Consider the following 14,814-nt stretch of genomic DNA (forward strand, 5'->3'; position numbering starts at 1 on the left):
CCCCGAACCTGCGTGACCCCGCCCCGCCGATGGAGTACGCGCTCTTCCGCTCGCCCAACGGCAACGGCGCCGCCCCGGCGGATCGGGTGCACACGGAGCTGCTCGGCCACCGGGCCAAGGCGCTGCGGCACCACCCGCTGTCCATGGAGGTGGACCGGAACCGGGCGCTCGCGTGGCGGGTCGTCCTGGGGGACGACGAGAACGAAAGCGTGCAGCGGGACATCACGACGGTGGCGATCGGCATCGAGGCGTCGGCGCGGATCCGGCACGTGGGGCAGACGATGGGGGCCGGCTGGCTGGAAGGCGTCCTGTCCTGGCCCCGCCGCTTCGTCCTGCCGTTCGAGCACGGCGGCGTCCCAGAGATCACCTTCGCCGACTCCTCGGTCCTGACGTCGCCCTGACCCCGCTCCGGCCATCCCCCTCTCCCCAAGGACCTCAGCCCGCGCCAGACGGCAACCGTTGAGTGCCCGGCCCGGGGGCGTCGGCGGGACCGTGTTTCCGCGCGCGTCACCAGACTTGTGACCAACGCCGACTAGGATCCTTGGGCATGACCCAGCTTCCTCTGCGGGCTCAGCTCGCCAGCGCCCTGGGACGCAGTGCCGCCACGCTGTCCAGGATGACCGGGCGCGGCGACGGATCGGTGATCGGCGGGCGCGTCGGCCTGCTGCTCGAGCCCGACCTCCTGCGCAAGCTGGCCCACGACCGAAGGCTGGCCCTGGTCAGCGCCACCAACGGCAAGACCACCACCACCAGGCTGATCACCTCGGCGCTGCTCGAGCTCGGCGAAGTGGCCACGAACGCGTTCGGCGCCAACATGCCCGCCGGCCACGTCTCGGCGCTCGCCCAGCACAAGACGGCCCCGTACGGCGTGCTGGAGGTGGACGAGAAATACCTGCCCGAGGTGCTCGACACGACCGGCGCGGGCGTCGTCTGCCTGATGAACCTCAGCCGCGACCAGATGGACCGCGCCGCCGAGATCTGGCTGCTCGCCCAGAAGTGGCGCAGGGCGCTGTCGGGCAAGCCCACCCACGTCATCGCCAACTGCGACGACCCGCTCGTCACCTGGGGCGCCTCCACGGCGGCCAAGGTCACCTGGGTCGCCGGCGGCCAGCGGTGGAAGGAAGACTCCTGGTGCTGCCCCGAGTGCGGCGGCCCGCTCGACCGCAAGGACGCCTTCTGGGCGTGCCGCGAGTGCACGTTCCACCGGCCGGAGCCGCAGTGGGCGCTGGACGACGAGATGGCCGTCGACCCGCGCGGGCAGCGGTGGTTGCTGGACATCCAGCTTCCTGGCCTGGCCAACCGGTCCAACGCGGTGATGGCGCTGGCGGTCGCGGAGGCGTTCGGGGTGCCGGTGGAGCGGGCGCTGCCTCACCTGCGCGAGGTCACCTCAGTGGCCGGCCGCTACACGACGGTCGAGCGCGACGGGCGGCACGCCCGGTTGCTCCTCGCGAAGAACCCGGCAGGCTGGCTGGAGGCGTTCGACGTCGCGGACCCGCAGCTGCCGATCATCCTCTCGGTGAACGCGCAGGGCCCTGACGGTCGCGACACATCCTGGTTGTGGGACGTCGACTACCGCATTCTGCGTGGCCGTCCCGTCTTCGTCACCGGCGAACGCCGCCTCGACCTGGCGCTCCGGCTCGACGTGGCGGACGTGCCGTTCACGCTGTGCAACACGTTCACGGAGGCGCTGGCCATGCAGTCGCCGGGCCGCGTGGACGTGATCGCCAACTACACCGCCTTCCAGCAGATCCGATCGGAGTTCGGTCGTGCCGTCTGACAGCGTCCTGCGCATCGTCTGGATCTACCCTGACCTGCTGAGCACGTACGGTGACCAGGGCAATGTCCTCGTCCTGGAGCAGCGGGCACAGCGCAGGGGCATCCAGACGGAGACGATCCACGTACGGTCGGCGGATCCGGTCCCGGAGAGCGGCGACATCTATCTCATCGGCGGCGGCGAGGACCGGCCCCAGATCCTGGCCGCCGAGCGCCTGCGCAGGGACGGCGGCCTGCACCGCGCCGTCGCCTCCGGGGCCGCCCTGCTGGCGGTCTGCGCCGGTTACCAGATCATGGGGAGCACGTTCGGCGGGGAGGAAGGCCAGCCGGTGGACGGGATCGGGCTCCTGGACATCGCCAGCGCCCGCGGCCCCGCCCGGGCGGTGGGCGAGCTGGTGGCCGAGGTGGACGCCACGCTCAACCTGCCCACGCTGACCGGCTTCGAGAACCACATGGGCGTCACCCACCTGGGCCCCGGCGTCAAGCCGCTGTCCCGGACGGTGAAGGGCGTGGGCAACGGGGACGGGTTCGAAGGGTGCTACGCGGGACACGTGGTCGGGACATACCTGCACGGTCCGGCGCTCGCCCGCAACCCCGCGCTGGCCGACCTGCTGCTGTCGTGGCGGCTGGGACCGCTGGCCCCGCTCGACGACTCCCGCTACGAGGCCCTCCGCCAGGAACGTCTCGCGACCGTCCTGCAACAAACCTGACCGCCCACCGGCCCGCCGGCCGACCTCCACGCTCCGCGACGTGATCAGGCTGATCAGGATTGTGTCGTGGCCGGTCGGCGAGCACGGAGGATCCCGCATCGAGCGGGCCGCCCACAGGCATTGACGATCCGATGGGCGCCGTGGCCACGTCGGCGTCGCTGTAGGTGGCTGTGGTGATCAGTGGTGTCTCCTGATCGTCGGCTCGCCGTCCAGCAGGGCGCCGGCCACATTCGAGGTGGCTCGGCACTCGATCGGCGTCCGGCCGCATGCTTCAACACCCGGTGTCACATGTGGGGCGCCGGCGGTGCTTTACAGATGTGGACGTTGTAGGGCATGGCCGGAGCGCACATGCCGCCGCGCTGCCGGTGGCCAGGCGAGCCGAGCGGAAGGACGGCGTGGTGGTGTTGAGTCCTCCGGGACGAGGGGCTGTCCGAGCCGACCTCGAACAGGTCTTCCGCACGTCCTATCCAAAAGTCGTCGCGGTCGCCGCCAGGGTGCTCGGTACCCGGGACGAGGCCGAGGACGTGGCTCAGGAAGTGTTCCTGGCGTTCGGACGCTCCTCGGTGCCGGCCGGGGAGGCCTTGGGATGGTTGTCCGTCGCCGCGGCGCACACCGCGCTGAACCACCTCCGCTCCGGTCGTCGTCGCGCCTCCCGTGAGGAGGCCGCCGACGGCGGCGATGCCGCCTGCCCGGATGTCGCCGACGCGGTCGTGACCCTCGACGAGCGCCGCCGCGTGCGTGCGGCGCTGGCACGGCTTCCCCGCAGGCAGGCCGTTGCCCTCGTCCTACGGCACGGCGGCCTCAGCTACGCCGAGGTCGCCGCCGCTCTCGATCTTTCTCCCGGCAGCGTGGGCACCATCGTGCGACGCGCCGAGTCCGCCCTGCGCAAGGAGTTGAACCGTCATGCGCCATCCGACTGACGGCACGCTGCGCCGGCTCCTGGACGAGCCGGCCGGCGTCGCCGACGCCGACCGCGAGCACGTCGCCGGCTGTCCGGTGTGCCTGTCCGGGCTGGCAGCCGCCCAGGAGGACGCGGAGCTCACCGCCGCGGCGCTGAGTGTCGAGTTCGCCGCGGACGTGGACACGGGGTGGCGGCGCCTGTCGCGCGCGGTCGCCGCCGAGGGGCGGGCGGGGCCGGCCACGGCCGCCCCCGCCCGCCGCTGGCGTGCGGCGCTGCGCAACCCTGTGGTCGCCGTGTTCGGCGTCGTCATCCTGCTGACCGGAGCCGGTGCCGCGGCTGCCGCGGACTGGCTGCAGATCTTCCGGACCGAGCAGATCACCCCGGTCACCGCTCCGAGGGCCGACCTGATCAAAATGCCCGAACTCTCGGCCTTTGGCGAGGTCGAGGTGATCGAGGACATCGACATACGCAAGGTCGCCGACGCCGCTGCCGCGCGGAAGGCCACCGGTCTGTCCGTCCCACGGGTGGGCGCGTTGCCCCGCGGCGTGACGGGAGAGCCCACGTACCACGTCCTCGGCCGGGTGAGCGGGGTGTTCACCTTCTCGGCCGCGAAGTCGGCGCAGACCGCGGCGGCAGCCGGCAAGACGGCGCCGCCACCACCCCCGGGCCTCGATGGGAGCCGGTTCCGGTTGGTCGCCGGCCCCGGGCTCGCCGCGGTCTGGTCCGAAGGCCGCCCCATGCCGGCCTTGATGGTGGCACGCGCGGTCGCACCCACCGCGTACTCCGCGGGTGTCCCGTTCGCGACGGCCCGCGACTACCTGCTGTCCTTGCAGGTTCTGCCGGAGAACGTCGCGTCGCAGCTGCGCAGCTTCTCCGGTGACGGGACGACGCTGCCCCTGTTCCAGTCGGTCGAGCAACTGACGACATCCACCGCCGAGGTCGGCGGGGTGCCGGCCACGGTGCTCACCTCGCAGGGTGGCACGATGGCGGGCGTGGTGTGGGCGGACGGCGGTGTCGTCACCGCGGTGGCCGGCTCGCTGAGCGCTGACGAGGTGCTGTCGGTGGCCCGCGGGCTGCGGTGGGACCGGTGAGCGCGGACTCCACCGCCCAGCAGGGCGGCCCCTCCCTTGACGCCGCGGAGCGGCTGGTCGCCGAGCTGCCTCCCGCACCGGCGGTATGGTGCTCGGATCTGCACAAGCGCTATAGGCGGCGAACCGCGGTCGACGGCGTGTCCCTCACCGTCGGCCGGGGCGAAGTGGTGGGCCTGCTCGGACCGAACGGAGCCGGGAAGACCACCGTCATCAAGATCCTGCTCGGTCTGGTCCGGCCTGGCGCGGGGGATGTGCTGCTGCTCGGGCGACCAGCGCGGGACCCGTACGCTCGGGCCCGCGTCGGCTACCTGCCGGAGCTCTTCCGGTACCAGCCGTGGCTCACCGCCGCCGAGGTGCTGGCCCTGCACGTCCGGCTCGCCGGCGTCGCGGTGCCGCCCCGGGAGCGGCTCGAATGCCTGGCCGCTGTCGGCCTCGCCGACCGCGCCGGCGACCGGGTGGGCGGCTTCTCCAAAGGTATGCAGCAACGCCTGGGGCTGGCCGTCGCGCTCGTGGCCCGCCCGGAGCTCATCGTCCTCGACGAGCCGACGAGCGCCCTGGACCCGATCGGCCGGGCCGACGTCCGGGACCTGCTGCTGTCCCTCAAGGACCGCGGGGTCGCCGTCCTGCTCAACTCGCACCTGATCGGCGAGGTGGAGCGGGTCTGCGACCGGGTCGTCATCCTCGACAAGGGCCAGGTCGCCGCGTCCGGCACCCTGGAGGAGCTGCTCGGCCGGCGCGAGCTGCGGCTGCGGCTCGACGGGGTGAGCGCGGAGGCGGAGGCGCGGCTGGCCGCCGCCGGCCGGCTCACCCGCAGCGGGAGCTCCTTCACCGTCACGCTGCCCGCCGACCAGGACACCACCACCGTGCCGGACCTCGTCGCCGACCTGGTCGGCCTCGGGGTGCGCGTGCACACCGTCGAGCCCGTACGGATCAGCCTCGAGGAGCGACTGCTGGACATCCTCCGCGACGGGCAGAGCGGAGATTCACGATGACCGCCCGGACCATGCTCACCATCGCCGCCCTCACCGTCAAGGAGGCCTCTCGGCGGCGCGTGCTGCGCGCCCTCGCCGGGCTGACGATCCTGCTGCTGGCGCTCAGCGCCTGGGGGTTCTCGCGCATCGTCGCCGAATTCGGCACGCTCACCAGCGGGGAGGCCAAGCTGGCGGCCTCCGTGGTGCTCAACCTGGTGATGTTCGGCCTCAGCCTGATCGCCACGCTCGGCACGGCGTTCCTCGCCGGCCCCACCCTGTCCGGCGAGATCGAGTCAGGGACGGCGCTGGCGGTCCTGGCGCGGCCGATCCGCCGCTCCGCGGTGCTGGTGGGGAAGTGGCTGGGGCTGGTGGCCTTCGGCAGCGGCTTCGTCGTGCTGGCCGCGCTCGCCCAGTGCCTCGTCGTCTGGGCGACCGTCGGCTACTGGCCGCCGCGACTGGCGGTCGGTCTGGGCCTGCTCGCGGCCCAGGTGACCGTACTGCTCACCCTGGGCCTGCTGCTGTCCACCGTCATCTCGCCGATGGCCTCGGGCATCATGGCGATCGGCCTCTTCTGCGCCACCTGGATCGCAGGCGTGGTCGGCAACTTCGGCAATGCGCTCGGCAATGAGAGCGTGGCCCACGTCGGCACCGTGTCCCAGATACTGCTTCCCACGGACGGCCTCTGGCGCGGCGCCATGAACGCCTTCCAGGACCCGACCTTGCGGGGTCAGTTCAGCGAGGCGTTCAGCGGCAACCCGTTTCTGAGCGAGGCCCCGCTCACGATCGCCTACCTCGCCTGGACCGGCCTCTGGGCCGCCCTCGTGCTCGGGCTCGCGGCGGTGGCCTTCCAGCGCCGCGACCTGTGAGCCGCGCAACCGCTCCAGGGTGACCATGGTTGACATGCAGCCTTTTGGGCGCCTATTGTCGGCCATGCAGCCAAATGGCTGCATATTCGGGACGGCGGACGATGGACGAGGTTTTCAGGGCACTGGCCGACGCGAGTCGCCGCAGGCTGCTGGACAGTCTGAACGCCCGCAACGGGCAGACCCTGCGCGAGCTGTGCTCCGGCCTGGACATGGCCAGGCAGTCGGTCAGCAAACACCTGGCCGTGCTGGAGGCGGCCAACCTGGTCACCACGGTGTGGCGCGGGCGGGAGAAGCTCCACTACCTCAACGCCGTGCCGATCAACGCCATCGCCGAACGCTGGATCAGCCAGTACGACCGTCACCGCGCCGGCGCGCTGGCCGATCTCAAGACCGCATTGGAGAGCACCCAAGTGTCCGGCACCGACTTCGTGTACACGACGTACATCAACACCACACCCGAACGCCTCTGGCAGGCGCTCACCGAGCCCGCCTTCACCGAGCGCTACTGGGGGGCGACCCTGGAGTCCGACTGGAAGGTCGGCTCGACGGTGACCTGGAAGCAGGGCGGCGTCACGATCGAGGACCCCGAGCAGGTCGTGCTGGAGTCCGAGCCCGGCCGCCGCCTCGCCTACACCTGGCACACGTTCACGCAGGACTTCGCCAAGGTCTTCGGCTTCGACGCCGACGACGTCGCCAAGTGGGCCGCGGAGCCCCGGTCCAAGGTGACGTTCGACATCGAGCCGCAAGGCCAGATGGTCAAGCTGACCATCGTGCACGACGGCTTCGAGCCCGGCAGCGCCGTCAGGGAGTCGATCAGTCAGGGCTGGCCGGCGATCCTGTCCAACCTCAAGACCCTGCTGGAGACCGGCGAGACCCTGCCCATGGAGGACGAGAAGGGAGCATGACCCGCACGGTCCGGCGGATCAGCGCCCTCAACTCCTGGGCCACGCTCGTCAGCGGCACCACCCGAAGCGGGCTCATCGCCTCCCGTCTGCCGATCCCGCTCGAGAACGGGCCGGCGGCGTTCGGGGACCGGACGGTTGCCCTAATAGACCAGGGCCTGGGCGCCCTCGGAGACCGCTTCCTCGACGAACGCCGGCGCGCCGGCGATGCGGACCCCCTCGATGACGTCGTCCACCGTGATGTTCCTGCGCGCAGCGCACTGCGTGCAGAGCGTCACCCGGCCGGCGGCCAGGACGGCGTCGAGCAGGTCCGCGAGCGGCGCGGCGTGCGGCAGGCTGAACTCCTTGGCCCGTCCCGGCAGGGCGAACCATGACGATTCGCCCGTCAGCCACAGGGAAACGGGGACACCGCTCGCGAGTGCGGCGGCGGCGACCGTGAAGGCCTGGTTGCAGCGCTCGGGTGCGTCGGCCCCGGCGGTCACCTTGATCACCAGTGATCGTGCCATATTCGCAACCCTAGCTCCGAAGCAGACCGCGTGCGGATCTGAAGGGGGCTCGAGGCCGTCGTCCGCGATCCCGTCCGCCTGCCGAGGCCGTCCGGGCGCGGCGCGCCACTACGCTTGGACAACATGGAAGAACCTGAGGTGCACCCCGCACTGGAGCCGATCGCGTTCCTGCTCGGCCGGTGGGAGGGCGCAGGCGTCGGCGGCTATCCGACGATCGAGAGCTTCAACTTCGGGCAAGAGATCGAGTTCGGGCACAACGGCAAGCCGTTCCTGAGCTACGTGAGCCGCACCTGGCTGCTCGACGATGAAGGCAACCGGGTCAGGCCGCTCGCCACCGAGTCGGGATACTGGCGGCCGCAGCCCGACAGGCAGATCGAGGTGGTGCTCGCGCACCCGACCGGCATCGTCGAGATCTATATCGGCGAGGTCGTCTTCCACAAGATCGAGCTGCGTACGGACGTCGTCGCCCGCACCTCCACCGCCAAGGAGTACACGGCGGGGCATCGGCTGTACGGGCTGGTCAACGGCAACCTCATGTGGGCCTACGAGATGGCGGCCGTCGGGCACCCGCTCACGGACCATATGTCGGCGGAGCTGAAGAAGGTAGCTTGACCGGCATGAGCACGCCCTTCACCGCTGACGCCGTCGAGGCGATCAAGCGCCACATGAACGACGACCACGCCGCCGACGCGCTGATCATCGTACGAGGCCTCGGCGGGCGGCCCGACGCCACGACGGCGGTGACGAGCGATGTGGACGCCGAGGCGATCGAGTTCACGATCGACGGCGGGGAGCGGGTCCGGGTGTCCTGGGGCGAGACGCTCACCGAGCGCGCCCAGGTGCGCAAGGCCGTGGTGACGCTCTATCGCGAGGCGTGCGGCGAGCTCGGCATCCCTGTTCGTGGAGAGCACTGATCGGCCCGCTCTGGGGGGTCTCGGCTGATCAAGGCAGGGCATGAAGAAGGGCCCCAGGCATCACTCCGCCTGCGGTGCAGACGGGCCGGATGGACCATGGTCGGGATCAAACGTCCCGCCCTCCGGCTGCCAGGGGCCCCGGTGGTTGCCTCGTTTTCGCCAACGTCACGAGACGAGACAAGGTGTCCGCGACGTCAGCGGACAACCACCTCGCTAGCCCGACTATGAGAAACCATTATTCGGACCACCTCCTTTCCGCGTACTCATGAAGCTATGCGGTAGTCCGCGGAGGGGGCAAGTGAATATCGCCGGGTCGTAGACTCGGGGCATGGCCGAGACGCAGTGGCACGAGGAACTCCGCGCGAAGGGTTATCGGGTCACCCCGCAGCGCCAGCTCGTCCTCGAGGCGGTCAAGGAGCTGGAGCACGCCACGCCCGAGGAGATCTGCGTCAAGGTCCGGGAGACGGCGCGGGGGGTCAACATCTCGACCGTCTACCGCACGCTGGAGCTGCTGGAGGAGCTGGGGCTGGTCACCCACACGCATCTCGGGCACGGGGCGCCGACCTACCATCTGGCGGCCGAGGCCGATCACGTGCATCTGGTGTGCCGGGGGTGCGACGAGGTGTTCGAGGTGCGGCCCGAGCTGGCCGAGGGGTTGGTCAAGGGGCTCGACGACGAGATGGGGTTCGCCGCCGACGTCCATCATCTGACCGTTTTCGGGCGCTGCCGCAACTGCCGGTAGTCCGGCGGCCGTTGTCGGCCGCAGACGTGGCGGCGGATAGCCTGGAGGGCATGCGTAGCCCTCTGCTCGATCTTCCCGGCGCCGTCGCGGCCGACGCACCGGATTCCGACGTAGCCGCGCATTACGGCGACCTGTACGCCGAGCAGCGCGCGCTGGCCAAGGGCGAGGCGGTCGTCGACCGCAGCAACCGGGAGGTGGTCCGGATCTCGGGCGCCGACCGGCTGAAATGGCTCAACGACCTGACCTCGCAGAGGCTCGACACGCTGAAACCGGGCGAGTGGACGCAGACGCTGGACCTCGACCTGCAGGGCCGCGTGCAGCACCACCTGACGCTGGTGGACGACGGTGAGAGCGTGCTGGCCCACGTCGAGCCGGGCACCGCGCAGAGCCTGATCGACTATCTGGACCGGATGCGGTTCATGCTCCGCGTCGAGGTGTCGCGGGCCGACGACCTGGCCGTGCTCTCCACGGCCACGGAGGACTTCCTGGTGCCGCGCGCGGAGCTGGCCGACCATCTGGGCAAGCCGGTTGCGGGATTGTGGGCGTACGAGGCGCTGAGGATCGAGGCGCATCACCCGCGGATGGGGTTCGAGACCGACCACAAGACCATCCCCCACGAGGTGGGCTGGATCGGCTCGGCCGTGCACCTCAGCAAGGGCTGCTACCGGGGCCAGGAGACGGTGGCCCGGGTGCACAACCTGGGGCATCCGCCGCGGCGCCTGGTGTTCCTGCACCTCGACGGCAGCGTCGACACGTTGCCGGCACACGGCGCTCCGGTGATCTTCGAGAGCCAGGAGGTCGGCGTGGTCGGGTCGGCCGCCCGGCACCACGAGCTGGGGCCGATCGCGCTGGCGGTGATCAAGCGTACGGTGCCGGTGGACGCCCCGCTGCTGGCCGGAGGGGTGGCGGCGGCCCAGGAGGTCGTCGTGCCGCCGGACGCGGGCCGCAACGTCGCCATCGACCCGGCAATGCGACGCCGCATCCGCTGAACGCCGCGGCGCCGCATCCGGCGGGTGCGTCCGTCAGATGTCGACGACCAGGGTGATCGGGCCGTCGTTGACGAGGGACACCTTCATGTCCGCGCCGAAGACGCCCGTCTCCACGTGCGCGCCCAGCGCCCGCAGCTCGTCCACCACGGCGTCCACCAGCGGCTCCGCGACCGGCCCAGGGGCGGCCGCCTGCCAGGTGGGCCGCCGGCCCTTGCGCGCGTCGCCGTACAGGGTGAACTGGCTGATCACCAGGAGCGGCGCGGACACGTCCGAGCAGGACTTCTCGCCGTGCAGGATGCGCAGGCCCCAGAGTTTGGCGGCGAGCTTGGCGGCCTCGGCGCGCGTGTCCGTGTGCGTGACGCCCACCAGGACGAGCAGGCCGGGCTCGGTCACCGCCCCGACGGTCCGGCCTTCGACCTCGACGGACGCTGAACTCACTCGCTGCACCACTGCTCGCATGGGATCCCATTCTGGCCCAGGAAAAACCATTCGTAGACTCATGCCGAAAGGGGTGGGGAAATGTCGTTGGTCGTGGAAGTCGTCCGGTCCGGGTTCGTGGAGTCCACGCATCAGGCTCGCATGCTGACCGTGGACGCGGAAGGCCGCCCGGTCGAGGCGCGGGGCGCGGTGGACGTACCGGCCTCGCCGCGGTCGTCGATGAAGCCGCTCCAGGCGCTCGGCATGCTGCGCAGCGGGTTGCGGCTGGAGGGCGAGCTGCTCGCCCTGGCCTGCGCCTCGCACTCGGGCGAGCCGTTCCACGTGGACGGCGCCAGGAAGATCCTGGCGGGCGCGGGGCTGGAGGAGTCGGCTCTGCTGTGCCCGGAGGACTACCCGTTCGACCGTACGGTGACCGAACGCGGCCGCGTCTTCATGAACTGCTCGGGCAAGCACGCCGCCATGCTGGCCACCTGCGTGCTCAACGACTGGCCGCTGGAGACGTACCTGCGGCCCATGCACCCGCTGCAGCGGGCGATCAGGGAGACCGTGGAGGAGCTGACAGGGGAGCGGGTGGCGGCCTCGGGCGTGGACGGGTGCGGGGCGCCGCTGTTCTTCGTGTCGATGCTGGGCGTGACGAGGGCGTTCCGGGCGTTCCCCATGTCGTCGCCGGACTCGTACGAGCGCAAGATCTTCGACGCCATGCGCGCCCACCCCGAATGGACGTCCGGCACCGGCCGCCCCGAGGCCAAGCTCATGCGCGCGCTGCCGGGGCTCATGCTGAAGGCCGGGGCCGAGGCGTTCGACGCGTTCGTGTTCGAGGACGGGCGGGCGGGCACCGTGAAGATCGAGGACGGGTCGCAGCGTGCCCGCGTGCCCGTCACGGTGGCCGCGCTGCGCTCGCTGGGGCTGGACGCTCCCGAGCTGGCCGAGCTGGCCACCCCGCCGGTGCTCGGCGGGGGGCGCCCGGTCGGCGAGGTGCGGCTGCGTTAGATTTATTCGGGCTAAAGGGTCCGGAACTGGCGGGTCGCGGAGATCGCGCCCGACGTGGTCGTGGTGAACGTCCGCATCGAGCCGGCGAACTTGGACAGGTCCCACTCCGCGGGCCCGTGGTACCAGTAGAGGTTGTCGGTCTGGTTCCCGTTGCCGGTCACCGAGGCCACCACGCGTGACCAGTGCTCCACCCCGTCGAAGATCACCGCGTAGGGGAGGTAACGGGAGAACAACTCCACCCGGTGCTGCTCGGGCACGTTGCCCAGCTCGCCGGAGAACAGGTACTCCCGGAACTTCATGGTGTGCGCCATGGCCGCCGCCCCCTTGGCGGTCTTGGCCGGCATGTACTGGCCGCCGACCGCCAGCGCGCCGCCCGCGATGATCACGGCCAGGCCCAGCAGCCCGTACGTCGTGAACCAGGCCAGCGCCACCGTGGCCACCAGGCCCACGCCGATCAGCACCACGCCGATCGTGGTCCACCTGGTGCGCTCGGTGTCCGGGCGGCGGGCGAACCAGCCCTGCTTGACCACGTCGGCGTACAAGGCGTCGCGGACCTTGCCCAGGTGGGCCGTGAAGGAGCCGGACATCTGCGACAGCAGCACCATGTCCCGGCCGTCGAAGATGGCGTCGTAGAGCGCGCGCTCGTACGGCAGGAGCGTGTTGACGGGCGCGTTCGGCAGCCTGACCAGCAGCCAGTCGGGCGCGTCGTACGTCTGGCGGGGCTGCTCGTCGATCCGCAGGTAACCGCGGACGGCGAGGTCCACGATCGTGGCGGTCACGTCCACCACGTCGGCCTGCTCGTCCACGAGCGTGCCGATCTGCCCGGGGCGCACCCCGTCGGGCGGCGAGAAATGCCCGTTCTGTACGGGATCGACGGCGCCCTGCTCGTGGCTCACCACCCTGGCGTCGCGGCCGCGTGTCCAGTAGAGCAGGCCGACCCCGCCGAGCAGCAGGAGCAGCAGGCCCGCCAGGGCGCCGCCGGTGACGGTGTTCAGGGTGAACGCGGCCGCCAGCGAGAACCGCTTCTCCAGGATCGGAGCGCCGCCGCTGGAGCCCTCCGGGTAGCCGACCACGACGGTCAGGGCCTGGCCGGGCGCGATGTTCTCCTGCTCGAAGTCGGCCTGGGTGGCGGCGTGGTCCATGGAGGCCGACGTGCAGCCGATGGCCGAGGTCAGCTCGCCGGCGAAGCAGGTCAGGTTCTGTACCTGGCCCGGGCCGCTGACCTTGACCGTGGCCTTGGCCACCGGCTGGTTCCACCCGTTCACCGCGAACCAGCGCAGCTCCTCGACGCCGCCCGAGGTCGTCACCGCGCCCTTGACGTCGTACTCGACGGTCTGGCCCGTCACGGTGAGCACGTCACCGGTGAGGGTGCCGCCCTTGACGTTCGCGATCTGGTAGACGCGGTCGTAGCTGTCGTCGTACCGCGTCCTGGTGAGGAAGGTCCGCTTCAGCCCACTCGAGGCCCCGCTGATCTTCTCGACCACGTGCAGGGTGCCGTCCTTGCCGAGGGTCAGCGTCACCTCGTCCGTGAACCCGGCCTCCACTGCCATGGCGGGAGCCGAAGTCCACGATGGAGAGATCAATGTCAGAGCGGTGGCCCCGAGGGCGGCCATCGTGAGTCTGATACCCGTCATGGCGGCAAATCGTATCGGTTCAGTCCAAGGTGATGCCGTTCGCGGCAAGCTGGACGCTCTCCGGTGCGGCGCCCTGGCCGGGGTTCTCGACGGCGAGCGCCTGGTTCCGCGCGACGAAGGGCCGCATGCGCTGCTCGTAGCGGTCGAACGCGGTGGCCGGGTCCGTGCCGAGCTCCTGCGCCAGCACATACGCCCCCACCATGGCCAGGCTCGTGCCCTGCCCGGACAGCGGCGAGGCGCAGTAGCCCGCGTCGCCGACCAACGTCACCCGGCCGGTCGACCAGCGCTCCATCTTGACCTGGGCCATGGCGTCGAAGTAGAAGTCGTCGGCCGCCCACATGGCCTCCAGGAGCTTCGGAATCTCCCAGCGCAGCCCGGAGCAGTGCTCCTGGATCAGGTGCTTCTGCTGCTCCACGTCGCGGTGGTCGTAGGCGATGGGGCCCGCGCCGAACCCCAGGTTGACCCGCATGACGTCGGGGTCCCTGTCGCTGAAGAGCGCGCCGCCGACGTCGCCCTCGCGGAACCAGGTCTGCCAGTGGTCCAGGCCGAGGTGATTGGGCGCGGTGAAGATCGAGACATACATGCCGAGGTGCTCGATGAAGCGCTCCTCCGGGCCGAACGCCAGCCGCCGCACGTTGGAGTGCAGCCCGTCGGCGCCCACCACGTAGTCGTACCGATCCTGCCTGCCGCTCTCGAACGTCACGTCCACGCCGCCGGGGTCCTGGGCCAGGGCGGCGATCGAGTCGCCGTACATGTAGCCGGCGTCGGCGGCCGCGGTGACGAGCGCGGTCAGGTCGTCACGGACGATCTCGATGTCGGGGCTGTCGAAGTTGCCGCCGCTCAACGTTCCCTCGGTGCTGCGCATGATCTCGTTGCCGTCGCCGTCCACCATGGACATGCCGCGCATGGTCGTCCGCAGCTCTCTGGCCTGCTCCAGGATGCCCATCCGCGCGGCCACGGTCAGCGCGGCGCCCCTGATGTCGATGGCCTGGCCGCCCTTGCGCGGGGCCGGTGCCCGCTCGACGACCGTCACCTCGGCGCCCTGCCGCCGCAGCCAGTACGCCAGGACGGGGCCACCGATGCTCGCGCCGGAAATAAGGACCTTCATTGCTCTGCCTCCTAGTAACGTTGTACGCAGAACTGAATGTACGTTGTACATACAGCAGGTGGCAACGGTATTCTGAGGCAATCTGTACTAGTACAGGAGGTTCGATGAGCACTCCGCCCTACGCGCGGATCGCGGGCGACATCAAGCAGCGCATCGCCGATGGCAGGTTGCGGCCTGGGGACCGGGTGCCGTCCACCCGGCAGCTCGCCAGGGACTGGGGGGTCGCGCTGGCCACCGCCACCAAGGCACTGGCGGTGCTGGCCCAGGAGGGCGTCGTGG

17 protein-coding genes and 1 pseudogene are annotated in these 14,814 nt (G+C 70.8%); 14 read left to right on the forward strand and 4 right to left on the reverse strand.

Features of this window, described 5'->3' with window-relative positions; translation table 11 throughout:
• The 8 genes and pseudogenes from ETD86_RS45200 to ETD86_RS45235 form a co-directional block, all read left to right on the forward strand.
• Positions 1-401 (forward strand): annotated as a pseudogene (locus tag ETD86_RS45200) (ATP-binding protein); the annotation flags it as partial.
• A gap of 146 nt (positions 402-547) precedes the next feature.
• A complete protein-coding gene (locus ETD86_RS45205) occupies positions 548-1,777 on the forward strand; it encodes a MurT ligase domain-containing protein (protein WP_138672793.1) in 1,230 nt (409 codons plus the stop codon).
• Entirely contained in the window at positions 1,767-2,483 is a 717-nt protein-coding gene (locus tag ETD86_RS45210; RefSeq protein WP_138672794.1) for a type 1 glutamine amidotransferase, read from the forward strand. Before ETD86_RS45205 ends, ETD86_RS45210 begins: the two co-directional genes overlap by 11 nt.
• Before the next feature lie 317 nt (positions 2,484-2,800).
• Positions 2,801-3,403: a sigma-70 family RNA polymerase sigma factor gene (locus ETD86_RS45215; protein ID WP_211370717.1), complete on the forward strand. Its 603-nt coding sequence runs from the start codon at positions 2,801-2,803 to the stop codon at positions 3,401-3,403.
• A complete protein-coding gene (locus ETD86_RS45220) occupies positions 3,387-4,475 on the forward strand; it encodes a hypothetical protein (protein WP_138672796.1) in 1,089 nt (362 codons plus the stop codon). The genes ETD86_RS45215 and ETD86_RS45220 overlap by 17 nt, the downstream gene beginning before the upstream one ends.
• A complete protein-coding gene (locus ETD86_RS45225; RefSeq protein WP_211370718.1) occupies positions 4,472-5,467 on the forward strand; it encodes an ABC transporter ATP-binding protein in 996 nt (331 codons plus the stop codon). The genes ETD86_RS45220 and ETD86_RS45225 overlap by 4 nt, the downstream gene beginning before the upstream one ends.
• On the forward strand, positions 5,464-6,312 hold the full coding sequence (locus ETD86_RS45230; RefSeq protein ID WP_138672797.1) for an ABC transporter permease: 849 nt from the start codon (positions 5,464-5,466) through the stop codon (positions 6,310-6,312). The genes ETD86_RS45225 and ETD86_RS45230 overlap by 4 nt, the downstream gene beginning before the upstream one ends.
• A gap of 101 nt (positions 6,313-6,413) precedes the next feature.
• On the forward strand, positions 6,414-7,217 hold the full coding sequence (locus ETD86_RS45235) for an ArsR/SmtB family transcription factor (protein ID WP_138672798.1): 804 nt from the start codon (positions 6,414-6,416) through the stop codon (positions 7,215-7,217).
• A 140-nt stretch (positions 7,218-7,357) separates the two neighbouring features.
• Here ETD86_RS45235 and ETD86_RS45240 read toward each other — a convergent pair whose 3' ends face one another.
• Positions 7,358-7,720: a DsrE family protein gene (locus ETD86_RS45240; protein WP_138672799.1), complete on the reverse strand. Its 363-nt coding sequence runs from the start codon at positions 7,718-7,720 to the stop codon at positions 7,358-7,360.
• Positions 7,721-7,843: 123 nt separating this feature from the next.
• Here ETD86_RS45240 and ETD86_RS45245 point away from each other — a divergent pair, with 123 nt between their 5' ends.
• From ETD86_RS45245 to ygfZ, 4 genes are all read left to right on the forward strand, one after another.
• Entirely contained in the window at positions 7,844-8,332 is a 489-nt protein-coding gene (locus ETD86_RS45245) for a heme-binding beta-barrel domain-containing protein (RefSeq protein WP_138672800.1), read from the forward strand.
• 5 nt (positions 8,333-8,337) lie between these two features.
• Positions 8,338-8,634, forward strand: coding sequence for a DUF2470 domain-containing protein (locus ETD86_RS45250; RefSeq protein ID WP_138672801.1), 297 nt, complete (start codon positions 8,338-8,340; stop codon positions 8,632-8,634).
• A 328-nt stretch (positions 8,635-8,962) separates the two neighbouring features.
• Positions 8,963-9,376, forward strand: a complete 414-nt coding sequence (locus ETD86_RS45255) for a Fur family transcriptional regulator (RefSeq protein ID WP_138672802.1) — start codon at positions 8,963-8,965, stop codon at positions 9,374-9,376.
• Positions 9,377-9,426: 50 nt separating this feature from the next.
• Positions 9,427-10,365, forward strand: a complete 939-nt coding sequence (gene ygfZ, locus ETD86_RS45260; RefSeq protein ID WP_138672803.1) for a CAF17-like 4Fe-4S cluster assembly/insertion protein YgfZ — start codon at positions 9,427-9,429, stop codon at positions 10,363-10,365.
• Between the two features lie 33 nt (positions 10,366-10,398).
• Here ygfZ and dtd read toward each other — a convergent pair whose 3' ends face one another.
• Complete coding sequence (dtd, locus tag ETD86_RS45265) at positions 10,399-10,824, reverse strand: D-aminoacyl-tRNA deacylase (protein ID WP_138672804.1); 426 nt, start codon at positions 10,822-10,824, stop codon at positions 10,399-10,401.
• Between the two features lie 60 nt (positions 10,825-10,884).
• Here dtd and ETD86_RS45270 point away from each other — a divergent pair, with 60 nt between their 5' ends.
• A complete protein-coding gene (locus ETD86_RS45270) occupies positions 10,885-11,793 on the forward strand; it encodes an asparaginase (protein WP_138672805.1) in 909 nt (302 codons plus the stop codon).
• Between the two features lie 11 nt (positions 11,794-11,804).
• On the opposite strand, the gene ETD86_RS45275 is transcribed toward ETD86_RS45270, so the two are convergent.
• Positions 11,805-13,427 carry a DUF2207 domain-containing protein gene (locus tag ETD86_RS45275; RefSeq protein WP_138672806.1) on the reverse strand — a complete coding sequence of 541 codons (1,623 nt, stop codon included), beginning with the start codon at positions 13,425-13,427 and terminating at the stop codon, positions 11,805-11,807.
• A gap of 19 nt (positions 13,428-13,446) precedes the next feature.
• The gene (locus tag ETD86_RS45280) at positions 13,447-14,535 is read right to left on the reverse strand and encodes an FAD-dependent monooxygenase (protein WP_138672807.1); all 1,089 of its coding nucleotides are present in this window, start codon (positions 14,533-14,535) and stop codon (positions 13,447-13,449) included.
• 104 nt (positions 14,536-14,639) lie between these two features.
• On the opposite strand from ETD86_RS45280, the gene ETD86_RS45285 reads away from it, so the two are divergent.
• A partial coding sequence (locus ETD86_RS45285; protein ID WP_138672808.1) for a GntR family transcriptional regulator occupies positions 14,640-14,814 on the forward strand: 175 nt, incomplete at its 3' end.

The sequence above is a fragment of the Nonomuraea turkmeniaca genome (genome assembly GCF_005889735.1).
Classification (GTDB): domain Bacteria; phylum Actinomycetota; class Actinomycetes; order Streptosporangiales; family Streptosporangiaceae; genus Nonomuraea; species Nonomuraea turkmeniaca.